Raw genomic sequence first — 24,272 nt, 5'->3', positions numbered from 1 at the left:
TCAGTGCTGACGCGGTGCGGTACGGCCGGGGGCCGCGTCCGAACGCAGCCCCTTCTTGCTGACCTTGCCGATGCCGGTCTGCGGGAACGCCTCGACGAACTCGACGAGGTCGGGGACCTTGTACGCGGCGACCCCGCGTTCGCGGACCAGCCGTTTGACGGCGGCGGGCTTCAGCGGTCCGGCGCCCTCGCGCAGGATGACGTACGCCAGGGAGCGCTCGCCGAGGTACTCGTCGGCGACCCCCACCACGGACACGTCGTGCACGGACGGATGGGAGAGGATGATGTTCTCGATCTCCTCGGGCGCGATCTTCTCGCCGCCCCGGTTGATCTGGTCCTTGGCCCGGCCCTCGACGACGAGGTGCCCGGAGGGGAGCCGCCGCACGATGTCACCGGTGCGGTAGAAGCCGTCGGGTGTGAACGAGCGGGCGTTGTGCTCGGGGGCGCGCCAGTAACCGCGGATGGTGTACGGGCCACGGGTCAGCAGGTGCCCGTAGCCGCCCTCCGGGACGTCCTCGTCGGCGTCGTCGACGATCCGGATCTCGTCGTCCGGGGAGATCGGCCGGCCCTGGGTGGTCATGACGGTCTCGTGGTCGTCGTCCAGCCGCGTGTAGTTGACGAGCCCCTCGGCCATCCCGAAGACCTGCATCAGCCTGCACCCCAGCGAGGGCTCCAGCCGCCGGGCGGCCGCCTCGCTGTACTTGGCACCGCCGACCAGGACCAGCTCCAGACTGGACAGGTCCTCCTCCATGTCGGGGGCGGCGTCGGTCCAGATCAGGGCGAGCGGCGGCACCATGCCCGTCATGGTGATCCGCTCGGACTCCACGAGCGGGAAGGCGGTGGCGGGATCCGGACGCGGACAGAGCACGACCGTGCCCCCCGCGTACAGCGTCCCCAGCCAGCCCGGCGAGCTCATCGGGAAGTTGTGCGCGGCCGGCAGCACCACGAGGAACCGGGTGTCACCGTCGACCCCGCAGATCTCGTTGGAACCCCGCAGGGAGTAGATGTAGTCGTCGTGCGTACGGGGGATGAGCTTCGGCACCCCCGTCGTGCCGCCCGACAGCTGGAGGAACGCCAGGTCACCGGGGGCCGGAGGGGCCGGCAGGGAGACCGGGTCGCGGGGCACGTCCGCCAGCGCCGTGTGCTCGCCCGGATCACCGACGACGAACACGTGCCGCAGCGCGGGGGCGCTGGCCCGGACCTTCGAGGCGAGCACGCGGTGGTCGAAGCCCGCGTGCCGGTCGGGGATCACATAGGCGACCGCCCCGGTGAAGGAGCAGAAGTACTCGATCTCCGTGTCGCGGTGCGCCGGCAGCGCGTACACGGGCAGCGCGCCGAGGCGGAACAGCGCGAAGGCCACCTCGATGAACTCGCCGGTGTTGGGGAGCTGGAGGACGACCCGGTCGCCCTTGGATATCCCGCGCTCGGCGAACCCGGCGGCCAGCCGCGCGGAGCGTTCGGCGAGCTCCCGGTAGCTCCACGTACGGCGCCCGGGCGCCGGGTCCACGACGGCGGTCCGGTCGGGATGGGCGGCGGCGCCGGCCTCCAGCACCGAGGTGAACGTCTCCCCGCGCCAGTAGCCGGCCGCCCGGTAGCGCTCGGCGAACTCGGCGGGCCAGGCCGGCGCGTCGGCGTCCGCGGCCGTGCTGTCGGGGGACGCGGTGTCGCTCACGGTCACAGGGTCGCTCCCACGGCGTTGAGGAAGGTCTTGAACTTGGCCCCGGTCTCCGCCGTCTCGGCGGCGGGGGAGGACTCGGCGACGACACCGGCGCCGGCGAACAGCCGCAGGGTGCGGCCCTCGGCCTCGGCGCAGCGGATCGTCACGACCCACTCGCCGTCGCCGTCGGCGTCCTGCCAGCCGAGCACACCGGTGTACGCCCCCCGGTCGAAGGGCTCCGACTCGGCGATGACGGCCCGCGCCACGTCCGTCGGGGTGCCGCACACCGCCGGGGTCGGGTGGAGGGCGGACGCCAGGTCCAGAGCGGTGGTGGACTCCGGGTCGGCCAGCTCGCCCGTGAGCGTCGTGGACAGGTGCCACATCGCCGCGGTCCGTACCAGCGTGGGCCGTTCGGGCACCTCCAGACGGGTGCAGAACGGTGCGAGCGCCTCCCGTACGGCGTCGATGACGACCGCGTGCTCGTGCAGGTCCTTCGGCGACTCCAGCAGCGCGGCGGCCCGCCGCACGTCCTCCGCCAGGTCGCCGCTGCGCGGCGCGGACCCGGCCAGCGGATTCGCGACGAGCCGGCCGCCCCGCCGGGCGACGAGCAGCTCGGGGCTGGCACCGATGAGGGTGCGGCCCGGCCCCGACGGCACGGCGAACGTGTACCCCTCCGGGTCACGGCGCGCCAGCCGGCTCAGCATGCCGGGCAGGTCGAGTTCATGAGGGGACGTCAGGTCCAGCGCGCGGGCGAGCACGACCTTGTCGAACTCACCGGCCCGCATGCGCGCCACCGCCGCCGCCACCGCCCGGCCGTACTCCGCGGCGGCGGGCACCTCGCGTATCCGCCAGTCGGCGGCGTGCTCCACGTCCGGCCCGCGCAGGGCGATCAACGGGTCCTCGCGCAGGGCGGGTGCCCGGCGGAGCGTCCGGGGGACGGCCAGGGAGTGCGTTCCGTCGGGTGAGAACGGCAGGGCCCCGATGACGACCGGGTCGCTGTCGCCCGCGAGCCTGCGGGCCGCCAGGGTCTCACGCACCCGCTCGGACACCGGGCGCGCGTCCCGGGGGACCTCGGCGGCGCTGCCGCTGCCGAGCAGGGTGAGCCGGGGGGTGGCGATGAACCGGTCCGTGCCGGGCCGGTAGGCCTCCAGCAGCGCGGTGGCGGTACCGGGGGCGCCGAGCGGGGGCGAGGAGGAGGGGACGCGCAGGGAGGTAGACATGGGTGTCTCCAGTGGGGACGGTCTCGGACTGCGGCGGGTGGGCAGTGGTGGAGCGGCGCCTCAGGCGCGCAGGGTGGCGCCGCCGTCGACGTACAGGTCGTGCATGGTGATGTGGCGGGCACGGTCGGACACCAGGAAGGCCACGGCGTCGGCCACGTCGGACGGGTCGGCCATGCGCCCGAGCGGGATTCCCGTGCGGTAGCCGGCCAGATCCCCCTCCAGGACGCTCCTGGCCGCGGCCTCCGGGTCGGCGCCGGCGTCGGCCCACATGCCGCGCTGCATGTCGGTCAGGGTCGATCCGGGGGAGACGGTGTTGCACCGCACGCCGCTGGACGCCACCTCCAGGCCCAGGCACTTGGTGAACATCACCGCCGCCGCCTTCGAGGAGGCGTAGGCGGCCATGTTCGTACGCGGTATGCCCGCGGCGTTGGAGGCGACGGTGACGATGGCGCCGCTGCCGCGCCCGGCCATCCGGCGCGAGGCGGCACGCGAGACGTGGAACACGCCGCCGGTGTTGACCGCGAAGGTGGCGGCCCAGTCCTCGTCGGTGAGTTCGGCCACCGGTGAACCCCGCAGTATCCCGGCCACGTTGACCGCGATGTCGAGCGGGCCGAGGGTGTCCTCCACGTCGGCGACGAGCTCCTCGACCGCCGCGGCGTCTGTCACGTCGAGCCTGCGGGCGGTGACCCGGCCGTCGTACCGTCCGGCGACGGCCGCCTCGACACCCGCGGTGTCCAGGTCGGTGGCGAGGACGCGGGCACCGCGCTCGGCCAGGGCGTGGACGACGGCCTCGCCGATGCCCCGGCCGGCCCCCGTGACGAGGGCCAGCCGGCCGGCGAGTTCCTGATCGGCACTCACTTGACCATGGCCTTGCGGATGTCCTCGAGCACCGAGAGCGCGGCCTGCGCACCGCCGAGGCTGGTCCACTTGGAACCGTCGATCACGGTCGCGTGCTCGTCCTTCACGGCCCCCAGCTGCTGGTAGGCCGGCTTCTTCGACAGCTCGGCGAGCAGGTCCGCGTCGGTGCCCGCGTCCAGGGTGCCGATGAACAGCCAGTCGCCGTCGATCTCCTTGAGGTTCTCGTCGCTGAGCGGCGTCGAGTGGCCCTCGCCCTTGTCGTTCTGGATGCCGGGCCGCGCGAAGCCCAGGTCCTTCAGCACGTCGCTGATGAAGACGCCCTGCTGCATCACCGCGGTGCCCTTGGCCGAGTAGCGGGCGACCGAGACGCTGGAGCCCGCCAGGTCGCCGAGGTCCGTCTTGAGCGCCGCGGCCTTGGCGTCGTAGTCGGCCAGGAACTTCTCGGCCTCGTTGCTCTTGCCGAGCGTCAGGCCGGTGAGCGTCAGGGACTTCTTCCAGTCCTTGGTGCCGTCGATGGTGACGACGGTGGGGGCTATCTTGCGGAGCTGCGCCAGCACCTGCTCGTCGGCCATCTGACCGGCCAGGATGACGTCCGGATCGGCCTGGACGACCTTCTCGATGTCCGGGCCGGTGACCGCGCCCACCACCGGGATGCCGGCTGCCTGGTCGGCGAGGTAGGCGGGAGCGCCCTTCTGCCCGCGGCCCGCGGTCAGGCCGACCGGCTCGACACCGAGGGCGAGCGCGGAGTCCAGGTCCATCTCGCTGAGCGCCAGGACACGCTTCGGCTCGGCGGGGACCTCCACCTTCGTGCCGGTGGCGTCGGTGATCTGGGTGCTGCTCGCCTTGGCCGGCTCCTTGGAGCCGGAGGAGTCCGCGTCGTCCGATCCGCACGCGCTCAGTGCCAGGGCGCAGAGGGTGAGTACGGAAGCCGCCATGACGGGACGTGTGTGAGTGCGGGAAGAAAGGAACGAGCGGGGCGTCATGGCTTGAAATCTCCGTTGTAGATGCGTATCGAGGCTGATTCCGGCGGGTGTCGCGCACGCATCAGGCGAATGCGTTCACAGGGCGGGCTACGTACATGACACTGTTTCAGGGCATGACGAAGTCCGGGTACCCACCGGAACCGGGTGGATAGGTTTAGGTTAGGCTACCCTTATGTCGATAGCGCAAGGGGGTCGGCCGAGAACAGCCGAAACCCGTCAACGTGAAAGCCCGCCGACGAAGGCGCGTGCCGTTCCGTGGATCAGCACGGGACTCGTCGTCCTCCTCCTCGGCCTCGTGCTGCTCTCCCTCCTCATCGGCACCGGTTCCAGTTCCGTGGGCAGCGCCTGGGACTTCCTCACCGGTGACACGGCCGCCAGGGCCGACGCGCAGATCCGGCTCGCGGTCATGGACGTACGCCTCCCGCGCACCCTCGCCGCCGTACTCGTCGGAACCTGCCTCGGTGCGGCAGGCTGCCTCCTCCAGGCCGCCACGCGCAATCCTTTGGCCGAAACCGGCCTCCTGGGCGTCAACTCCGGCGCGGCTTTCGCCGTCGTCCTCGGCCTCACCTTCTTCGGGGCCGACTCCCCGGGCGAAGTGCTGGTCTGGGCGCTGACCGGAGGTATGGCCGCGAGCGCCGTCGTCCTGCTCTTCGCCGCCTCGGGGCGCACCGCGGGCTCTCCGCTGCGGCTGGTCCTGGCCGGTTCCGCGCTGAGTGCCACCTTTCACGGCTGCACCTCCTACGTCCTGCTCGGCACCCAGTCGACCTTCGACACCTACCGGTACTGGACGATCGGCTCGCTCGCCGGTGTCGAGGTCTCCGACCTCGTCCCGCTGCTGCCCCTCGTCGCGATCGGACTGCTCACCGCACTCGGCTGCGCCCGCCCCCTCTCGGCGCTCGCGCTCGGGGACGACGGGGCGCGCTCGCTGGGCCACCACCCCGGCCGGATCCGGCTGGTCGTCGCGGGAGCCGTCTCCCTGCTCGCCGGATGCGCGGTCGCGGTGGCCGGGCCCATCGCCTTCCTGGGGCTGCTGGCACCGTACGCCGCACGGGCCCTGACGGGGCCTCGTATGACGGCTCAACTCGTCCTGTCCGCCCTGATCGCCGCCAACATCATGATATTGGCGGACATCCTCGCCCGAATCGTCATCAGGCCCTGGGAGACACCGGTCAGCGTGCTGCTGGCCTTCGTGGGCGGCCCCCTGCTCGTCTGGATCGCCCGCTCCTCACGCCTTTCCACCGCGGGAGCCGAGGCATGACCGACGCGACACCGTCCGAGAGCACCCGGCCTCCCGGCGGCACCCTCCGGACCGGCGGCCCCGGCACGGCACCGCCCGGAGCCCCCGGCGGCCCGGCCCCCGCACCCGTGGACGCCGGCGCGGCCCCCGCCCGCACGCCCGACGTGACGCCGCCCGACAGCACGGTGCTGCGCACCGGCACGTTCTCCTGGCTCCTGCCGCGCCGCAGCGCACTCGCCGCCCTGCTGGTCGTCCCGCTCATCACCGTCCTCGTCGCGCTCGCGGTGATGGCGAGTTCGACCGGGATGAGCCTGTCCGAGACCGTCTCCGGACTCCTCGGGACCGGCGACCCCGGAACCGTCATGATCGTGCGGGACTTCCGGCTGCCCCGCATCTTCGTCGGGCTGCTGGTCGGCGCCGGCCTCGGCATCGCCGGGTGCCTCACCCAGACCCTCGCGGGCAACCGCCTCGCCACCCCCGACCTCGTCGGCGTCAACGACGGTGCCACCGCGGCCGTCGTCGCCGCGGCGGCCGGCTCCACCACCGGCATGGTCGGCGACTGGTGGCTCGGCCCGATCGGCGCGGTCGTGGCCGCCGCGATCGTCGTCCTGTGCGCGGGCGGAGCCGGTACCGCCGGCTACCGCATCCTCGTGGCCGGCATCGGCGTCTCCACCTTCATCGGCGCGGTCGGCGACCTGATCATGTCCCGCGAGAACGACAACACCGCGGGCGGCGTCTTCCTCTGGGCCATCGGCAGCCTCAACGGACGCGACTGGGGCGTCGGCACCCCCCTGGCACTCGTCCTGCTCGTCCTGGTCCCGTTCGCCCTGGCCGTCGGCCACCGGCTGCAACTGCTGCGCTTCGACGACGACGTGGCGGCCTCGCTCGGCGTCGACCTGCGCCGGCTGCGCGCGGGCGCCCTGGTCCTCGCCGTCGCCCTCGCCGGGACGGCGGTCGGCGTCGGCGGCCCCATCGCCTTCGTCGCCCTCGCCGCCCCCATCCTGGCCCAGCGGCTCGCCGGACCCACCCGGGTCCCGGTCATCGGGTCCGCCCTCACCGGGGCCGCCCTCATCGCCGCCGCCGACGCGCTCGGACGCGTCGCCGCGCCCGTCGAACTGCCCGTCGGCGTCGTCACCAGCGTCCTCGGCGGCCCCTTCCTGCTCTGGGTCCTGCTCCGCCCGGACCGCGACACCGGAAAGGCATGACCACCCCCATGACCGACACCACCCGCACCCCCGGCACGCACGACGAGGCGGCTCCGCCCGCCATCGAGGTCCGCGCGCTGCACGCCGGATACCCCGGACGCCCCGTCGTGGAGAACGTCGACCTGACCGTCCCCGCGGGCCAGGTCGTCGCGATCGTCGGCCCCAACGGCTGCGGCAAGTCCACCCTGCTGCGCACGATCGCCCGGCTGCACCAGCCCGGGTCCGGCACCGTCCGGGTCGGCGGCGACGACATCTGGCAGCTGAACCGGCGCCGGGCCGCGCACCGCGTCGCCCTGCTGCCGCAGTCGCCGCGCGCCCCCGAGGCGGTCACCGTGGCCGGACTCGTCCGCTACGGCCGCCACCCCCAGCAGGGGCTCCTGCGCCAGTGGTCGCGCGAGGACGAGAACGCCGTCCGCGAAGCCCTGGAGGCCACCGGCACCACCGGACTGGCCGCGGAACGCCTCGACCGGCTCTCCGGAGGCCAGCGCCAGCGCTGCTGGCTCGCCATGGTCCTCGCCCAGCACACCCCCGTCATCCTGCTCGACGAACCCACCAGCGCCCTCGACCTCGGTCACGCGGTGGAGGTCATGGAACTCGTCCGCCAGGTCGCCGGGTCGGGACGTACCGTCGTCATGGTCCAGCACGACCTGGCGGCGGCGGCACGGTACGCCGACACCCTCGTCGCCATGAAGGACGGACGGGTCGTCGCACAGGGCGTCCCGGCGCAGACCGTCGACGAAGCGCTGGTCAAGGAGCTCTACGCCCTGGACGCCGACATCCTGCGCGCCCCCGGCGACGCCTCGCCGGTCGTCGTCCCGCGCGCCGGGCGGGTCACCGTGAGCTGACACCCCGTCGCCCCTGTGGCGCGGCGGCCCGGCGCCCCGGAGCCGGTACTCCGGGGGCGCCCCGGGCCCCGCGCCCCGGGCGCGGAAGGCGGAAGGCTGACGCCGGATCAGATCACCGGGCGGGCCGGTGATCTACCCGGTGCGCGTGCGCGAACTATTGACATGCCGGAAACGATCGGGCCTCATGTGGGGCAGCGATGCGGCACCCTTCGCCAGGGGGTCAGGCACAGCGATGTGCCCTTGGCGGAGGGTGGGAACAACCGCATTCCCTCCTTTCTGACAACGTTGTCAGGAGAGTTGGACAACGTTGTCAGATTCATACTCCCCAGGAGAACGATGAGAACGCGTATCCGCCGGCCCCGAAGCGGGGCGGTCGCCGCGGCCCTGGCCGCCGTGGCAGGGCTTCTGCTGTCCCTGACCGGTATGGGGCAGGTCGCCCACGCGGCGACCGGCCTCCACGTGAGCGACGGCCGGCTGCTGGAGGGCAACGGCAACGACTTCGTCATGCGGGGCGTCAACCACGCCCACACCTGGTACCCGGAGCGGACCGGGGCGCTCGCCGACATCAAGGAGAAGGGCGCCAACACGGTCCGGGTCGTGCTCAGCAGCGGTGACCGATGGACGAGGACCAGCGCGTCCGAGGTCTCGGGCATCGTCGCCGAGTGCAGGAAGAACCGGCTGATCTGCGTGCTGGAGGTGCACGACACCACCGGCTACGGCGAGGACGGCGCGGCCGCCACCCTGGACGAGGCGGTGGACTACTGGACCGGTATCAGGAGCGTGCTGGAGGGCCAGGAGAACCACGTCGTCATCAACCTCGGCAACGAGCCCTACGGCAACACCGGTCACGCCCGCTGGACCGCCGACACGAGCGCGGCCGTCGGCCGGATGAGGAGCGCGGGCTTCGGCCACGCGCTGATGGTGGACGCGCCCAACTGGGGCCAGGACTGGTCCGGCACGATGAGGAGCAACGCCGCCTCGGTCTTCGCCTCGGATCCCGACCGCAACACCGTCTTCTCGATCCACATGTACGGGGTGTACGACACGGCGGCCGAGGTGCGGGACTATCTCGGGGCCTTCGTCTCCGCCGGACTGCCCATCGTGGTGGGCGAGTTCGGTGACAACCACAGTGACGGCAACCCCGACGAGGACGCGATCATGGCGACCGCGCAGTCGCTGCGGCTCGGTTACCTGGGCTGGTCCTGGAGCGGTAACGGCAGCGGGGTCGAATACCTCGACCTGGTCAACGGCTTCGACGCCGGCTCCCTGACCGGCTGGGGCGACCGCCTCTTCAACGGTGCGAACGGCATCGTGGCGACCGCCGAGGAGGCCACGGTCTACGGCGGTGGCGGCGGGGACGGCGGAGGGGACGGCGGCACCGCGCCGAACGGCTATCCGTACTGCGTGCGGGGTTCCGCGTCGGACCCGGACGGTGACGGCTGGGGCTGGGAGGACAGCCGCTCCTGCGTCGTGAAGGGCGGCCGGGCCGACGGTGCGGCGGGCGGCGGCACCGCGCCGAACGGTTACCCGTACTGCGTGCGGGGTTCCGCGTCGGACCCGGACGGTGACGGCTGGGGCTGGGAGGACAGCCGCTCCTGCGTCGTGAAGGGCGGCCGGGCCGACTGACGCGGCCGAAACGCCCCTCCCGCCCGGACACCCGCCCGGGCGGGAGGGGCGCCGGCCGCTCTCCGGGCGGTCAGGCCGCGAGCAGTTCCAGGAAGGCGGCCAGTTTGCCGCGGGTCCGCTCGATCTGCTGCTCCAGGGTCAGGGACTCCTCGAAGCGCCTGCCGGACGCCGGCAGCTTCTTGCCCCGTACGTAGAGCGAGCAGTCCAGGTCGGTGCAGAGGTAGATGCCCACCGAGTTGCCGTCCCGCCCCGCCTGTCCCCGCTTGCGGGCGGTCATCAGGGAGACCCCGTTGCCGGGGTGTGTGGTCAGGCAGACCGAGCACATGCTGCGGTGCAGAAAACCGCGCTGCTGCGAGGGGAAGCGGAGGGTGATGCCGGTCAGCTCACCGTGCAGCTCCGTGACGATGTAGCTCCGGTCCGGCGCGGAGAGGTCCCGCCAGCCCAGGAAGTCCAGATCCTCCCAGCGGACCTCCTCCAGGTCGCGGGGCATCGGCAGCCGCTTCGCCTCACCCTTGGAACAATTGACGAACGACGTGCGGATGTCCTGCTCACTGACTGCTCTCATACGGACGAGGCTAAATCTGCCTACAACCCTTAGGCAAATGTTTATCGGACGTAGGATCCATCGTGAGGCGGCCCGCCCGCCGCGCCGCTCCGGGGCGGTCCGGTACGCCGTCCCGCGCCGCTCCGGTACGCCGCCCCGCTCATACGACCAGACGCAGCGAGGTCTCCGAGACGCCGATCCTGATGCCCTGGCCCCACGTCAGTTCCAGGGCGTCGGACTCCATCCCGTCCCCGAAGACCACCATCCGGTCCGACTCGACGGTGAGCGTGAGCCCCTCGCCCCGCCCCAGCCCGCCCGCCGTCCGTGTGGTGCCCGTGGCGGGGGAGGGCCATGCCTCACGGACGAACCAGAGCAGCCGGGGATCGGTGGGGGCGGGCAGCGGCAGGGGGCTGCCGCGTTCGGCCCACAGGGAGCGCAGCCACCCGGTGGCCCCGGTCCCGGTCCCGACCAGCACGCCGGAGGACGCCTGGGGCTCCCCGGCGGACGCGGACAGGGGGCCGCCGGTGCCGATGCGGTAGCGGACGGTGCCGTGGCCCGGCGGCGCCAGGCAGATCTCGTTCAGCGCGAGCAGCCGCTGGGTGTCGTCGGCGACCGCCTCCACCATGGTCAGGGGTTCTGTGCCGCCCCCCTGACCGGTGGCCGCCCGGCACAGCGCGGCCGTGTCCTTCGCCCGGTGGCGCACGAGGACCCCGGGGTTGCGGTCCGGGTCGGTGTCGATGCCGATCACGGGCTGGCCGGTCAGGTACTTGGCCGCGTTGGCCACCAGTCCGTCCTGGCCGACCACGAGGACCACGTCCTCCGGGCCGAAGAGGAAGCGGTCCAGATCGGCCCGCTCCACCCGGGCCTGCCGCCACCGCAGCGGCACCGCGGCGGCCACCTCGGCGAGGGCGCGCCGATGGCGCGCGTGGCGCCCGGCCACCTCGTCGAGCGACCGGCCGCGGCTGGAGAGGAAGAACGCTGCCTGCCCGTGCGTGCCGTGCCGGGCCAGGAGTTCCTCGTACTCGGTGGTCCGGTGGACGAGGACCGCGCGGGGGGCCAGGCTCACGCCCCGGCCCCCGGCTCCGGCCGGCCCAGCTTGGCCAGCAGGCCCGTCAGGACGTCGGGGGAGAGGGTGAGGCTGTCGACGCGCGGCAGGTTCTCCGCCAGCCGTGCCACCGCCAGGGCGTGCAGAGTGGCCGGATCGGCCTCGCCGTGCACCCGGAGCCAGGCGGCCTGCGCCTCGGCGCGCGCGGTCCCGGTCTCCCGGGCGGCCTCGGCCTCCGCACGGGCCAGCCGCACCGTGCGGGCCGCCTCGGCCTCCGTGCGCACCAGGTCGGCCGCGGACTTCTCCTCCGCCGTGCGGCGGGCGTTGGTGCCGCGCTGGTCCACCAGCTGCTCCTCGCGGCGGGCCAGCTCGATCTGGCTGGCCAGCTCGTTCTCCGCGATGGCGCGTTCGCGTTCGACCGCGACGGCCCGGCGCTCGTAGGTGGCGCGGTCGGCCTCCTGCTGGATCTGCTCCCTGGCGGGGGTGCGCAGGGCGCGCTCCACCTCCGCCTCGGGGCGGATCGCGACGACCCGCACCGCCACCACCTCGATCCCGGTGGCCGGCAGCCGGGGCTCGGCGGCGAGCCCCGTACCGACGCTCTCCCGCACGGAGGCGACGCCGTCCACCAGGGCGGCGGCGAGCGGGGTGCGGGCGAGGACGTCCAGGGTGTGCTGCTGCGCCGTCTCGGTCAGGAGGGTGGCGATCTGCTCCAGCGGGGTACCCCGCCAGACCCCGGTGTCCGGGTCCACCGAGAAGTCGATACGGGTGGCCGCCCCGGCCGGGTCGCTGATCCGGTACGTCACCGTCGCCTGCACGGTCACGTCCTGGAAGTCGGCCGTGCGGGCGTGGAAGGCCATGGCCAGTTCCCGGTCGTCGACGGGGATCTCGGAGAGCGCGGCGGACAGCGAGCGGTACCAGAAGCTGATGCCGGGCCCGTCGTGGGCGAGCGTGCCCCGCCTGTGGTGGCGGATGTGGGCGGTGGGCGCGGAGCGCAGATGCCGCAAGCCGAAGCGCCGGGTGATGTCGGCCATGTCGGGCCCCCTCTTTTCTCGTCAGCAAGACGATAACGAGAGAGGGGTATAGCGTCAAGAAGACGAAAAGGGGGAGGGCAAAAGCAGCCGGCCGGTGGCTTCAGCGAAGCCACCGGCCGGCCGGTGCGCCGTCCCCGTCCCCACGGTGCGGCGCGGCGGGCCGCCGTCATCCGCTGGGACGACGGCCCACGTTCATCAGGGCCCGGACGGCGGTGCCGGCAGGCCGAGCGCGGGAAGCACCGCGCACTCCACGAAGCGGGTGAGGAACCCCTCCGTGGCGTAGCGGTCCGGCAGCAGCGGCCGGGCCCGCATGATTCCGATCAGCTGGGCGGCGACGTACGGTACCGCGGGATTGTCCGCCGCGACCTCGCCGCGCTCGATCCCGCGCCGGATCATCGTCTCGATCGCCGCGATCGACGGGGCGATCAGTGTCTCCCGCATCGCGCACAGCAGCTCGGGACTCTGCATCGCGGCATGGCTGAGCGCGTGCATCAGCGCGGTGTCGCGGTCCGACGCGGCCTCGACGACCGCCATCGCGGCGCGCAGGTCGGCGCTCAGGCTGCCGGTGTCGATGTCCGTGAGCAGTGTCCTGCGCGTCCCGTGCAGCGCGGCGACCACCAGCTCGGGCTTCGAACCCCACTGACGGTACAGCGTCGACTTGCCGCACCGGGTCCGTGCGGCGACCCCCTCCATCGTCAGGGAGGCGTAGCCGCTCTCGCGGAGCAGGTCGAGGACGGCGGTGTAGAGCTCCTGCGCCCGTTCCGGTGTGATCTTCGACCGGCGGGAGGAGAGTGCTGGCTCCTGTACTGGACCGGGCGACGCCATGTGTCTCTCTGCCTCTCTGGAATCCGCGAACCGCGACGGGATCTGCTTCGGGCCTTCGGTACGCCAGTGTACCGATACGGGCGTGTACCGATACGGAAGCGTATCGGTACACTGGCGTATCGATGTCGCGTGGGCCGCACCACAACCACGTCCGACGTCGTAGCAACGCTTCGTCAGCAAAGGGGCACCAGGGTGACGTACACCCGCAGTGGGCCCGCGGCACGGGAGGCGGAGGCGGGCAGCCCCGCCCGCCCGCCCCTCGTCCGCGAGCTCCTTCTGGTCGCGGGACTCTTCCTCGTGTACAAACTCGGCCGCCAGGCCGCCAACGGACACGTCGACGACGCCTTCCGCAACGCCGGACACGTCTGGGACCTCGAACGCGCGCTGCACCTCCCCGGCGAGGGGACCGTGCAGGACGCGCTGCTGCACAGCCATACGCTGGTCCAGGCGGCGAACACCTACTACGCGACCGTGCACTTCCCGGCCACCGTGGCGTTCCTGGTCTGGCTGTACTGGCGCCGCCCGCGCCACTACGTCTGGTCCCGCCGCGTGCTCGCCGTGCTCACCGGAGCCGCGCTCGTCCTGCACCTGGTCTTCCCGCTGGCGCCCCCGCGGATGCTGCCGGCGGCCGGCCTCGTCGACACCGGGCAGGTCTACGGCCCCTCCGTGTACGGCGACACCCCCGCGACCGACTCCATGGCCAACCAGTTCGCCGCGATGCCCTCCCTGCACTTCGGATGGGCCTTCGCGGTCGCCGTCGGACTCGTCGTCGCGACACGCTCGCGGTGGCGGTTCCTGTGGCTGCTCCATCCGCTGCTCACCCTCCTGGTCATCGTCGGCACGGCCAACCACTACTGGCTCGACGCCATGGTCGTCACCGCGCTGCTGCTGGCCGCCTACGCCGTGCTCCGGCTGCCCGCCCGGGCGGCGGCCGGGCCGCGCCCGCCGCGGCCCGTGACGGCCCGGCTGTCCGCCACCGCACAGGCCGTCGGTGCCTCCACACCGGAGGCGACCGCGGCGCGCGGAGCGGCACTCCGGCGCGCACCCGGCCCGTACGCCACCGGCCTCCGCGCGTCCGTGCCCCGGCCCCGCGCTCACGCGCGCTCCGGAGCGGGCCGGTGAACGCCACGGTCATAGCCGTCGCCCTGTCCCTCGTCTCGGCGGGCGCCTACGCCGCCGCCGCCGTGGCCCAGGCCCGGCTCGCCGCACGCACCGACCCGTCCGCCGGCCCGCTGCGGCTGCTGGGCCGCGGCGCCTGGTGGGGCGCGGTGGGCCTCAACGCGGGCGGCGCCCTGCTCCACGTCGCCGCACTGAGGTACGGGCCGCTCACCCTGGTCCAGCCGCTCGGCGCGCTCACCCTCGTCGCCGCCGTACCGCTCGGCGCCCACGCCGCGGGGCGCCGGGTCAGCCGTACCGAGTGGCGGGGCACGGCCCTCACCCTGCTGGGCCTCGGGGCCCTGCTGCCGGTGGCAGGCGGTGCCGCCCCGCAGGACACGCTCAGCCTGACGGAGGCGCTGACCGTGAGCGCCGCGACCCTGGCGCTCGTCGCCGTCCTCGGCCGGCCCGGCCACCCCGGCCTGCGGCACGCGGGAGCGTCCGGCATCGCCTCCGGCGTGGCCTCGGCGCTCACCCAGACCGTGACCGTCGCGGCGGCCGGCCGTCCGGGCCCCCTGCTCGACTGGCGCCTGACCGTCGTCGCCCTGCTGGTCGCCGCCTTCGCCGCGGGCGGGCTCCTGCTCTCCCAGACGGCGTACCGCAGTGGCCTGGGCGCGCCGCTCGCGGTCGTCACCCTCGCCAATCCGGTCGCCGCGGCCGCGATCGGGGCGGCCCTGCTCGGCGAGCACCTCCACGGCGGGCCGGCCGGCCTGGCCATGGCGCTGGCGGGGGCGGCGGCCGCCGTACGCGGTGTCGTCCTGCTCAGCAGGGCCCAGGCCGGCGGCGCCCCCGCGGCCGGCCCGGCGCCGGCCGCGCCCCCCGCCGTGACAGCGGCCCCCGCCACGCACCCGGCCGCCGTCCGGGCGCCGGTCCGGACCGTCATCCCCGGGCCCGCCGCCCTGGGCCACCGGGCCGCGGACGCCCTCCCCCTGCGCGTGGAGCAGGCCGGCCTGCCCTGAGCGGCGCGGGGCGTGCCCGCCGGGCAGCCGGGCCTCCCACCGGGCCGTGACGAGCGGGGCGGGGCCGTGGGCTGGCCGGGCCGCCCGCCGGATCACTCCTGGGGCGCTCCCGGGCCCTCCAGGTCACCGACCGCCCCGACGAGCCAGTCCGTCCAGAAGGTCTCCAGGCCGATGCCGCCGCGCAGCACCAGGTGCCGCAGCCGGTCCTCGTCCGTCGGCGTCCGCTCCGGCGGGAAGTCCCTCCGCTCGATCTCCAGGTACTCCTCCAGCTGTGCCCGGTGCAGGGCGAGGTGCCGGCGCAGTTCCGCGACCAGTCCCGGCGCCCCGACCACGGCGGCCGCCCGCATCCGCAGGAGCAGGGGATCGCGGACCGGGCGCGGGCCCTCCGCGAGCGCCACCCAGGAGGCCAGCTCCTCGCGGCCCGCCGGGAGGACCTCGTACTCCTTCTTCCGGCCGCGGACGGGCCCGGGCGCGGGCAGGGCGCGGATGCGGCCCGCCTCCTCCAGCCGCCCCAGCTCGCGGTAGATCTGCTGGTGCGTGGACGGCCAGAAGTAACCGATCGACCGGTCGAACCTGCGGGTCAGCTCCAGCCCCGACGACGGCTTCTCCAGCAGGGCGGTGAGGATCGCGTGGGGCAGTGACATGCAGTGCATCCTAGGGACCGCAGCCTGCCCCGCCGACCGCTCCGGTACGGGGCCGGGGCGGCCGGCGGGGCGGCGAGCGAGGCGGCGAGCGAGGCGGCAGCCGGGGCGGCCGGGAGGTCCGCCCTCACAGCTCCGCGGCGAGTTCCGTCCCCTGCTGGACCGCACGCTTGGCGTCCAGTTCCGCGGCGACGTCCGCACCACCGATCAGACGCACCCGCCGCCCGGCGGCCACCAGCGCCTCGTACAGCTCACGGCGCGGTTCCTGGCCCGCGCACAGCACCACCGTGTCCACCGGCAGCACCTGCCGGACCCCGTCGACGGTGAGATGCAGACCCTCGTCGTCGATCAGGTCGTAGGACGCGCCGGCGATCGTCGTCACACCGCGGTGACGCAGCTCGGTGCGGTGGATCCACCCGGTGGTCCTGCCGAGCCCGGCCCCCACCTTCCCGGCCCTGCGCTGGATCAGCCACACCGAGCGCGGCGGCCGGGGGCGCTCCGGCGTACGCAGTCCGCCCCGGTCCGCGTACGCCGTGTCCACACCCCACTGCCGGGCGAACACCTCCGGGTCCCGGCTCGCCGCGTCCCCGCCGTCCGTCAGGAACTCGGCGACGTCGAACCCGATCCCGCCCGCGCCGATGACGGCGACCCGGTCGCCGACCGCCGCACCGTCCCGCAGCACGTCCAGATAACCGACCACACAGGGGTGCCCGACACCGGGGATCGCGGGCGTCCGGGGTTCGACGCCGGTGGCCAGGACGACCTCGTCGTACCCGTCGAGGTCCCCGGGGGCGGCGGTGGTACCGAGCCGGAGCTCCACGCCCTCCTCGGCCAGCCGGGTACGGAAATAGCGCAGCGTCTCGTCGAACTCCTCCTTGCCGGGTATCCGGCGGGCCACGTTCAGCTGGCCGCCGACCTCGTCCGCGGAGTCGAACAGGGTCACGGTGTGCCCGCGCTCGGACGCCGTGACCGCGCACGCCAGCCCGGCGGGCCCGGCGCCCACCACCGCGACGCGCTTGCGGGTGCGGGCCGGTGAGACCACCAGCTCCGTCTCGTGGCAGGCCCGCGGGTTCACCAGGCAGGAGGTGATCTTCAGGCTGAAGACATGGTCCAGACATGCCTGGTTGCAGCCGATGCAGGTGTTGATGGCGTCGGCGCGCCCCTCGGCGGCCTTGGCGACGAAGTCCGGGTCGGCGAGGAAGGGCCGGGCCATCGAGACCATGTCGGCCCGGCCCGAGGCGAGGATCTCCTCGGCTACCTCGGGGGTGTTGATGCGGTTGCTGGTCACCAGCGGTACGGAGACCGCACCGCGCACCTTCTCCGTCACCCAGCTGAAGGCGCCGCGCGGGACGGACGTGGCGATCGTCGGGATGCGCGCCTCGTGCCATCCGATGCCGGTGTTGATGATGGTCGCACCGGCCGCCTCCACCTCGCGGGCGAGGTGGACGACCTCCTCCAGCGTGGAGCCCCCGGGCACCAGGTCCAGCATGGAGAGCCGGTAGATCAGGATGAAGTCGCTGCCGACCCGCTCCCGGACCCGGCGCACGATCTCGACGGGGAAGCGGATGCGGTTCCCGTAGCTCCCGCCCCAGCGGTCGGTGCGGTGGTTGGTCGCCGAGACGATGAACTCGTTGATCAGGTACCCCTCGGAACCCATGATCTCGACGCCGTCGTACCCGGCGAGCCGTGCCAGCTCCGCCGCCCGGACGAAGTCCTCGATGGTCTCCTCGACCTCGTCATCGGTGAGCGCGTGCGGGGTGAAAGCGCTGATCGGGGCCTTCAACGCGCTCGGGGCCACCAGGTCCGGGTGGTGCGCGTACCGCCCGAAGTGCAGGACCTGCATCGCGATCCGTCCGCCCGCCGCGTGCACGGCGGCCGTGACCTCGGCGTGCTGCGCGGCCTCCGCCTCGGTGGTCATCTTCGCGCCGCCGGGGAAGGAGCAGGCACGCTCGCCGGGGGCGATCCCACCGGTCACCATGAGGCCCACGCCTCCCCGGGCGCGGGCCGCGTAGAAGGCCGCCATCCGTTCGAAGCCGCGCTCGGTCTCCTCCAGGCCGGTGTGCATCGACCCCATCAGCACCCGGTTCGGCAGGGTGGTGAATCCGAGGTCGAGCGGGCTCAGCAAGGCGGGGTAGGGGCTCATCCGGGTCTCCAGGTACAGGGGGCGGCGGTCGTGCCAGTTGTAGAGCACCCCCGGCTCCTTATGCAACTAGTTGCACAATGACGTACGTCGCATTCCGCGCGGCCTCCCGGTCCGGCCGGCCCGGCGCGCCGGGGCGGGCTCCCCGCCCCGTCCTCACGGGGCCGTGCCACGGATGGCCCAACAGCACCGCACACCTCCACCCGGGTGAGCCCACAGTGGACCGGGGACCGGGCCGTCCGCCCGGCCTCCGTCCGACCCTCGTCACGGGAGGCCGCCATGACCATCGAGCGACGCGACTTCGGACTTCTGGTGCTCAGGGTCGGCACGGGTGCCGTCCTCGCCGCCCACGGCAGCCAGAAACTGGCCGGATGGTTCGGCGGGGGAGGCATCAAGGGGACCACCGCGGCCATGGAGGCCATGGGCTTCCACCCCCCGAAGCACAGCGCACTCGCCGCCGGGCTCGGCGAGGCGGGCGGCGGTGTCCTGCTCGCCCTGGGCCTCGCCACCCCGGCGGCCGGAGCGGCCGCGGCCGGCACGATGGCCGGAGCCGTCGCCGTCCACGCCCCGGCGGGCTTCTTCGCCATGGGCGGCGGCTACGAGTACCCGGCGTTCCTCGGGTTCACCGCGGCGGCGATCGGCCTGGCGGGCCCCGGCGAGTACTCCCTCGACCACGTCACGTGCAACGTGCTCAACCGCCCCTGGCTGGTGGCCCTCGCCTTCGCGGGCAGCGCCCTGGCCGCGGCGACCGTCGTGGGCCGGCGCGCCAAGGGGCAGGCGCGGAGCGCGGACGGCGCCGAGGGCACCGAAGAGGAGTGAGCGAGGGCCGGTCCCGTATCCGGAACGGCACCGGCGCCCCGCCCGGACCGCTCACTCCAGGCCGCGCGCCTGCCGGAACCGGGCCAGTCCCTCGGACAGTTCGATCAGACGGTCCGGATACCCCGCCGCCTCCGGCGCGTCCTTCGCCCGCTTCCACGGCTCGTGGACGGCGGGACCCCCGACGGCCCGGAGCTCGGGGACCCAGCGGCGCACATAGTCACCCCGCGGGTCGTAACGCCTGGCCTGCGCGACCGGGTTGAGGACCCGGTTGGGCCGGGTGTCGGTGCCGGTCCCCGCCATCCACTGCCAGTTGAGCTGGTTGTTCGCCACATCCCCGTCCACCAGCAGCTCCAGGAAGTGGCGGGCCCCGACACGCCAGTCCACGTACAGCGTCTTGACGAGGAAACCGGCCGTCAGCAGCCTGCCCCGGTTGTGCATCCAGCCTTCGTGGAGCAGCTGGCGCATGGCGGCGTCGACCAGCGGATACCCGGTACGGCCCTCCTTCCAGGCCGCGATGTCGTCCGCGGCCGCCACCTCGCCGCGCCACCGGTCGCCCCGCGGCCGGTAGTCCTCGTGGGACACGGCCGGGCGGGCCGCCAGCACCTGGTGGTGGAAATCCCTCCAGCACACCTGGCGTACGAATGCCTCGGCCCCCGGGCCGCCCGCGGCGCGCACCCGGTGGACGATCTCGGCGGGGGAGAGGGTGCCGAAGTGCAGATGCGGTGACAGCCGGGAGGTGGCGTCCCCCGCCAGGTCGTCGTGGCGCTCCTCGTAGGCGTCCACACCGTCGCGGCGCCAGGCGGCCAGCCGCCGGCGGCCCTCCGCCTCCCCGCCCTCGGCGAGCCCCGCGGACACCCCGGACACCCCGGACCGCGCGGGCACGGGCTCCGACACCGGCCCCGGAGGCACCCGCACGGCGCGCGGCGCACCGAAGGGGGTCCGCAGCCGCGCCCGCGACCAGGACCGGAGGTACGGGGTGAAGACCGCGAAATGGTCCTTGCCCTTGCCCGAGGGGACCACCTCACCCGGCGCGACGGCGGTGACCACCGCGTCATGGACCACCAGCCGGCACCCCTGCTCGCCGAGCGCCGCCCGCAACCGCTCCTCACGGCGCTGCGCGAACCCGCTCACCCCGGCCGACATGTGCACCGCGTCCGCGCCCGTCTCCGCGACGGCCCGGCAGACCTGCTCGGCCACCTCGCCGGAGCGGATCACCAGCCGCCCGCCCCGCCGGCGCAGGCCCTCGTCCAGGTCGCGGAGGCAGTCGGCGAGGAACGCCCGCCGGTTCGGCGCCCCGAAACCGGCCCGGTCCACGGCGTCGTCACGCACGAAGAGCGGCACCACCTCGTCGGCCGAGGCGAGGGCCGCGTGCAGCGGCGGATGGTCGTGCAGCCGCAGATCGGAGGTGAACAGCACCACCGCCGTACTCATGAGGAACCTCCCCGGGACGCCGTCCGCCCCGCCGCCCGCGCGATGTTGCGTGCCATCCCGCCGAAGACCACCGCGTGGAACGGCGACACGCTCCACCAGTAGGCGTGGCCCAGCAGGCCGGACGGATGGAACAGGGCCCGCTGCCGGTAACGCGACCGCCCGTCACCCTCCGGGCCCTGTTCGACGTACATCTCCAGCCAGGCCAGGCCGGGCAGGCGCATCTCCGCGCGCAGCCGCAGCAGCCGGCCCGGTTCGATCTCCTCGACCCGCCAGAAGTCCAGCGAGTCCCCGACCCGCAGACGCTCCGCGTCCCGCCGGCCCCGGCGCAGTCCCACCCCTCCGACGAGCCGGTCCAGCCACCCCCGGACCGCCCAGGCCGAGGGGAACGAGTACCAGCCGTTGTCGCCGCCGACACCCTCGACCACCCGCCACAGCGCCTCGGGGGAGGCGTCCACCTCCTGCTCGCGCACATCCGTGTACAGGCTGCCGCCCGCCCAGTCCGGGTCGGTGGGCAGCGGGTCGCTGGGGACACCGGGCGTCGAGGCGGACGACCACCGGGTCGTCACCTTCGCCTCGCGCACCCGGCGCAGGGCCAGCGAGAGCGCGGTGTCGAAGGGGAGCGGCCGCCCCGGACCGTCCGGGACGTACTCCGCGATGTCGTGCTCGGCGCACACCACCTCGTACCGCAGGGATTCCGCCAGCGGGCGGGCGATCGACGCCGGTACGGGGGTGATCAGCCCGACCCAGTGACTGGACAGCCCCGGTGACAGCATCGGGACGGGGAGGATCAGCCGGCGGGGCAGCCCGGCCACCCGCGCGTACCGCTGCATCATGTCCCGGTACGTCATGACGTCCGGGCCCCCGATGTCGAAGGCCCGGTTCACCCCCTCGGGCATCCGCGCCGAGCCGGCCAGGTAACGCAGCACGTCCCGCACCGCGATCGGCTGGATGCGGGTCGACACCCAGCTGGGGGTGACCATGACGGGCAGCCGCTCCGTCAGATAACGCAGCATCTCGAAGGAGGCCGAACCCGAACCGATGACGACCGCCGCGCGCAGCACGGTCGTCGGCACACCCGACGCCAGCAGGATGTGGCCCACCTCGGCCCGCGAACGCAGATGCGGCGACAGCAGGCGCTCCGGGACCCCGGCGGGGGTGAGACCGCCCAGGTAGACGATGCGGCGCACCCCGGCGGCCCGCGCCTGCTCCCCGAAGATCCGGGCCGCCCGGCGGTCGGTCTCCTCGAAGTCCGGACCACTGCCCAGCGCGTGCACCAGGTAGTAGGCGACATCGACGTCCCGCATCGCCGCGCCGACGGACCGGGCGTCGGTCACATCGCCCCGGACCGCCTCCACCTCGTCGGCCCACGGGTGGTCCCGCAGCTTGCCCGGATCCCGCGCCAGAGCGCGCACCCGGTAGCCCGCGCCCAGGAGTTCGGGAACCAGGCGGCCCCCGACGTACCCGGTGGCGCCGGTGACCAGGCACCGCAGAACGGCACGGTCCTCGCCGGCCTCCATCGTCTCTCCGTTCGTGCCGCCGCGCCCTGGTGCACGGTGTCCCGCCCCTTCGCCCCGTCTGCCGGATCCGGCAGACGGTGCGAAGGTGAGCGGCGACGTCACCGGGCGTGACGCGAGGAGCGGCAGCGCGCGGTGGCAGACGCGGCACCCCACCATGCACCACCCGGGGCGCCGTCCGGCGGGGGCGCGCGGGGCCGGACCGCCGGGGGGCGCGGAGCCGGACCGCCGGGGGCGCCCCGCGCGTCCGGTGCCGCGCGGGCTCCGTACGGGCCGCCGCGCCCGGTACCGCGTCAACTCCGCGCCGTCAGACGTCAGCCGTCAGTGTGTGCCGGGACGCTCGGTGGCCGTCCCCCTGATGACACGGTGGCCGTCCGCGTCCGTCCCGAGATCGGTGACGGGAGCGGCGGGGGAGCCGGCGGCAGCGGGGGGACCGGGGGTGGCGGGGGAGCCGCCGTCCGCCTTCATGGCACGCGCCTCGCTCTTCAGGATGCGGGCCGACTTGCCCATGGACCGGGCGAGTTCGGGGAGTTTCTTGGCGCCGAAGAGCAGGATGACGATGACGAGGAAGATCGCGATCTCGCTGATGCCGAACATGACGACTGAACACTCCCCTGGTCGGCCTGCCCGCCTCGGGCGGCCCGCTGTCCCCCGGTCAGAAGAAATCTACAGCACTGTAGAGACCGGTGGGAGGGTGTCCGGCCCGCCGGCCGGCGGTGCGGGGCCGGCCCCTCGCGCGGCCCCGCACCGCCGGCCGGACATCCGTCTCAGGCGTCCTCGCCGCCGTCCTCGTCCTCCTCGTCGCCCTCGAAGAAGTCGCCCACCTCGTCGACGACTTCGGCGGCCACCATTCCGCCCACCACACCCACGGCGAGCCCGGCCGCCCCGGCCGCGACGACCGTCCCCATGCCGGGGCCGGAGCGGTGCCCCTCGGCGTGGCCGTCGCCGTGGAAGTGGCCCTCGTGGCCGTGGTGCCCGCCGTACGCCGACGGGGTGCCGTACGCCGAGCGGGCCGCGGACAGCGAGCGGATCCAGGAGTCGATCTCGGCGGCCCAGTCCCGCCCCCGGTAGTCGTCGTGCCCCACCGTGAAGCGGCCCAGGACGTCGTGCCCCTCGGAGAAGAGACCGCCGCGCCTGTCCGCCTCCAGCACGATCTCCAGGCCCCCGGGCCCCGCCAGGAACGTCAGCTCGACCTCGTTCACCTCGTGGGCGTACTGCGGTGCGGGGGTGAGCTCGATCTCCTGGTAGAAGGGCAGCTGCTGGCCGGTGCCGCGGATGTGGCCGAGCTCCAGATCGGCGGAGCGGAAGCCGAAGCCGAGCTGTCCCAGGGCCTCCAGGACCGCTTCCTGCGCGGGCAGCGGGGCGACCGCCAGCCGGTCGAGGTCCCCCTTGTCCCGGGCCCCCGCCACCGCCAGCTCCGTACGCACCCCGAGGACGATGCCGAGGTCCTGGCCGTACAGCTCGGTGACCGGGGTCTCCCACGGCAGGGCGATGTCGAAGGGGATGCTCAGCTCCGTCCCCTCGGTGAGGACGAAACCACCCGATACGGTGAAGCGCCCGAAGGCGGCCATGCCCTCGGTCTCGCCCTCCTCGTGCTCCGCCTCGACCCGTGCGACGAGTTCGAGGGTGACGGCCTCGATGGTGAAGTCGGCGCTGCCGCCCTTCAGATGGACCTGACCCGTCAGGCTTCCCCCGGGGACGGCGGCGCCGCCGGACAGGACCGTGTCCACGGTGGGAGCGCCCACCCCGAGCGAGCCGAGCAGCTTCTTGAACACCATGCCGGCGTCCACTCCTTCTTCCGTACGCGGTGTGCGCGCGGTACCGCGCGCACCGTCGTTTCTACGCAACTGTAGAAGCATAGAGGGGGGATGAGGCGGTGGTGACGGCTCTACGATGGGGCCGTGAACAGTACGGACGGCACGCACCGCGAACCGCTCGGCGACGCGTCCGCCGCCGCCGACCTCCAGGCGTTCGCCGTGCAGCTCCGCCGGATGAACGGCGAGATCAACCGCCTGGTCCACGCGTTCGCGCACGCCCAGGGCCTGCACGCCACGGACGTCCAGGCCCTGGGGGCGATACTCGACGCGGACACCCCGCTCACCCCCGGCCGGCTGCGTGACCACCTCGGCCTCACCTCGGGTGCGGTCACCGCGTGCCTCGACCGGCTGGAGCGTTCCGGGCACATCCGGCGGACCCGGGACAGCGCGGACCGGCGTGTCGTGCACCTCCACTACGAACCCGCGGCGAAGTCGGTGGCCCGCTCGTTCTTCATGCCCCTGGCCGAAGCCGCCTCGGGCGCCCGCTCCCTCTCGGAGCCGGAGGAGGCGGCGGCGGCTCTCCGCTTCCTCGCCCGTATGAACGAGGAGCTCGCGCGCGTGGAGTCCCCGCGCCGCTGACGGTCCGCCGTGGCGTTCTCCGTGTTCCGGCGGTGTCCTCGCCCTTTCGGGGTACCACCTCCCTTCCGGGCGCCTTTCCCTTCCCGGATGTCGCGGGGCGGTCTCCCCGCACTATTTCAATGATTAAGATACTCAATAATTG

22 protein-coding genes are annotated in these 24,272 nt (G+C 73.7%); 8 read left to right on the top strand and 14 right to left on the bottom strand.

What is annotated here, in order from left to right; genetic code table 11:
* The 4 genes from CP967_RS01495 to CP967_RS01480 are packed head-to-tail and all read right to left on the bottom strand — an operon-like array spanning position 1 to position 4,717.
* Positions 1-1,677 (bottom strand): (2,3-dihydroxybenzoyl)adenylate synthase, encoded by a 1,677-nt coding sequence (locus CP967_RS01495; protein WP_373300447.1) that lies wholly within the window; start codon positions 1,675-1,677, stop codon positions 1-3.
* On the bottom strand, positions 1,674-2,876 hold the full coding sequence (locus CP967_RS01490) for an isochorismate synthase (RefSeq protein WP_150486166.1): 1,203 nt from the start codon (positions 2,874-2,876) through the stop codon (positions 1,674-1,676). Before CP967_RS01490 ends, CP967_RS01495 begins: the two co-directional genes overlap by 4 nt.
* Before the next feature lie 60 nt (positions 2,877-2,936).
* The gene (locus CP967_RS01485) at positions 2,937-3,734 is read right to left on the bottom strand and encodes a 2,3-dihydro-2,3-dihydroxybenzoate dehydrogenase (protein WP_150486165.1); all 798 of its coding nucleotides are present in this window, start codon (positions 3,732-3,734) and stop codon (positions 2,937-2,939) included.
* Positions 3,731-4,717 carry an ABC transporter substrate-binding protein gene (locus tag CP967_RS01480; protein ID WP_150486164.1) on the bottom strand — a complete coding sequence of 329 codons (987 nt, stop codon included), beginning with the start codon at positions 4,715-4,717 and terminating at the stop codon, positions 3,731-3,733. Before CP967_RS01480 ends, CP967_RS01485 begins: the two co-directional genes overlap by 4 nt.
* A gap of 172 nt (positions 4,718-4,889) precedes the next feature.
* On the opposite strand from CP967_RS01480, the gene CP967_RS01475 reads away from it, so the two are divergent.
* The 4 genes from CP967_RS01475 to CP967_RS01460 all read left to right on the top strand — a co-directional run bounded on the left by CP967_RS01475 (position 4,890) and on the right by CP967_RS01460 (position 9,630).
* A complete protein-coding gene (locus CP967_RS01475; RefSeq protein ID WP_190175384.1) occupies positions 4,890-5,975 on the top strand; it encodes a FecCD family ABC transporter permease in 1,086 nt (361 codons plus the stop codon).
* On the top strand, positions 5,972-7,159 hold the full coding sequence (locus CP967_RS01470) for a FecCD family ABC transporter permease (RefSeq protein WP_150486163.1): 1,188 nt from the start codon (positions 5,972-5,974) through the stop codon (positions 7,157-7,159). Before CP967_RS01475 ends, CP967_RS01470 begins: the two co-directional genes overlap by 4 nt.
* Before the next feature lie 8 nt (positions 7,160-7,167).
* Complete coding sequence (locus CP967_RS01465) at positions 7,168-8,004, top strand: ABC transporter ATP-binding protein (RefSeq protein ID WP_150491638.1); 837 nt, start codon at positions 7,168-7,170, stop codon at positions 8,002-8,004.
* 336 nt (positions 8,005-8,340) lie between these two features.
* Complete coding sequence (locus CP967_RS01460) at positions 8,341-9,630, top strand: cellulase family glycosylhydrolase (RefSeq protein WP_150486162.1); 1,290 nt, start codon at positions 8,341-8,343, stop codon at positions 9,628-9,630.
* 70 nt (positions 9,631-9,700) lie between these two features.
* Here the strand turns inward: CP967_RS01460 and CP967_RS01455 are convergent, their stop codons facing one another.
* From CP967_RS01455 to CP967_RS01440, 4 genes are all read right to left on the bottom strand, one after another.
* The gene (locus tag CP967_RS01455) at positions 9,701-10,195 is read right to left on the bottom strand and encodes an FBP domain-containing protein (protein ID WP_150486161.1); all 495 of its coding nucleotides are present in this window, start codon (positions 10,193-10,195) and stop codon (positions 9,701-9,703) included.
* A 139-nt stretch (positions 10,196-10,334) separates the two neighbouring features.
* Positions 10,335-11,240 carry a hypothetical protein gene (locus CP967_RS01450; RefSeq protein WP_150486160.1) on the bottom strand — a complete coding sequence of 302 codons (906 nt, stop codon included), beginning with the start codon at positions 11,238-11,240 and terminating at the stop codon, positions 10,335-10,337.
* Positions 11,237-12,250, bottom strand: coding sequence for an SPFH domain-containing protein (locus tag CP967_RS01445; protein WP_150486159.1), 1,014 nt, complete (start codon positions 12,248-12,250; stop codon positions 11,237-11,239). The genes CP967_RS01450 and CP967_RS01445 overlap by 4 nt, the downstream gene beginning before the upstream one ends.
* Before the next feature lie 195 nt (positions 12,251-12,445).
* Positions 12,446-13,075, bottom strand: a complete 630-nt coding sequence (locus tag CP967_RS01440) for a TetR/AcrR family transcriptional regulator (RefSeq protein WP_150486158.1) — start codon at positions 13,073-13,075, stop codon at positions 12,446-12,448.
* A gap of 192 nt (positions 13,076-13,267) precedes the next feature.
* Between CP967_RS01440 and CP967_RS01435 the strand changes: the two genes are divergently transcribed.
* A complete protein-coding gene (locus CP967_RS01435) occupies positions 13,268-14,197 on the top strand; it encodes a phosphatase PAP2 family protein (RefSeq protein ID WP_150486157.1) in 930 nt (309 codons plus the stop codon).
* Positions 14,194-15,189 carry a DMT family protein gene (locus tag CP967_RS01430; RefSeq protein ID WP_229888626.1) on the top strand — a complete coding sequence of 332 codons (996 nt, stop codon included), beginning with the start codon at positions 14,194-14,196 and terminating at the stop codon, positions 15,187-15,189. The genes CP967_RS01435 and CP967_RS01430 overlap by 4 nt, the downstream gene beginning before the upstream one ends.
* A gap of 92 nt (positions 15,190-15,281) precedes the next feature.
* On the opposite strand, the gene CP967_RS01425 is transcribed toward CP967_RS01430, so the two are convergent.
* Together CP967_RS01425 and CP967_RS01420 are read right to left on the bottom strand one after the other, a co-directional pair.
* Positions 15,282-15,833 (bottom strand): PadR family transcriptional regulator, encoded by a 552-nt coding sequence (locus tag CP967_RS01425; RefSeq protein ID WP_150486156.1) that lies wholly within the window; start codon positions 15,831-15,833, stop codon positions 15,282-15,284.
* 124 nt (positions 15,834-15,957) lie between these two features.
* Positions 15,958-17,973 (bottom strand): NADPH-dependent 2,4-dienoyl-CoA reductase, encoded by a 2,016-nt coding sequence (locus CP967_RS01420; protein WP_150491637.1) that lies wholly within the window; start codon positions 17,971-17,973, stop codon positions 15,958-15,960.
* A 276-nt stretch (positions 17,974-18,249) separates the two neighbouring features.
* Between CP967_RS01420 and CP967_RS01415 the strand changes: the two genes are divergently transcribed.
* Positions 18,250-18,789: a DoxX family protein gene (locus CP967_RS01415; RefSeq protein WP_150486155.1), complete on the top strand. Its 540-nt coding sequence runs from the start codon at positions 18,250-18,252 to the stop codon at positions 18,787-18,789.
* A 51-nt stretch (positions 18,790-18,840) separates the two neighbouring features.
* Here the strand turns inward: CP967_RS01415 and CP967_RS01410 are convergent, their stop codons facing one another.
* The 4 genes from CP967_RS01410 to CP967_RS01395 all read right to left on the bottom strand — a co-directional run bounded on the left by CP967_RS01410 (position 18,841) and on the right by CP967_RS01395 (position 23,512).
* Positions 18,841-20,220 (bottom strand): cryptochrome/photolyase family protein, encoded by a 1,380-nt coding sequence (locus CP967_RS01410; protein WP_150486154.1) that lies wholly within the window; start codon positions 20,218-20,220, stop codon positions 18,841-18,843.
* Positions 20,217-21,737 (bottom strand): SDR family oxidoreductase, encoded by a 1,521-nt coding sequence (locus CP967_RS01405; RefSeq protein ID WP_150486153.1) that lies wholly within the window; start codon positions 21,735-21,737, stop codon positions 20,217-20,219. The genes CP967_RS01410 and CP967_RS01405 overlap by 4 nt, the downstream gene beginning before the upstream one ends.
* Positions 21,738-22,055: 318 nt before the next feature.
* Positions 22,056-22,331: a Sec-independent protein translocase subunit TatA gene (gene tatA, locus CP967_RS01400; protein WP_150486152.1), complete on the bottom strand. Its 276-nt coding sequence runs from the start codon at positions 22,329-22,331 to the stop codon at positions 22,056-22,058.
* A 170-nt stretch (positions 22,332-22,501) separates the two neighbouring features.
* Positions 22,502-23,512, bottom strand: a complete 1,011-nt coding sequence (locus CP967_RS01395) for a sporulation protein (protein ID WP_150486151.1) — start codon at positions 23,510-23,512, stop codon at positions 22,502-22,504.
* 123 nt (positions 23,513-23,635) lie between these two features.
* On the opposite strand from CP967_RS01395, the gene CP967_RS01390 reads away from it, so the two are divergent.
* On the top strand, positions 23,636-24,130 hold the full coding sequence (locus CP967_RS01390; RefSeq protein WP_229888625.1) for a MarR family winged helix-turn-helix transcriptional regulator: 495 nt from the start codon (positions 23,636-23,638) through the stop codon (positions 24,128-24,130).
* The last annotated feature ends 142 nt before the right edge of the window (positions 24,131-24,272 follow it).

The sequence above is a fragment of the Streptomyces nitrosporeus genome (assembly GCF_008704555.1).
Lineage (GTDB): Bacteria > Actinomycetota > Actinomycetes > Streptomycetales > Streptomycetaceae > Streptomyces > Streptomyces nitrosporeus.
Note: the sequence above shows the minus strand (reverse complement) of the source record. Positions and strands in the feature narration are given on the sequence as shown.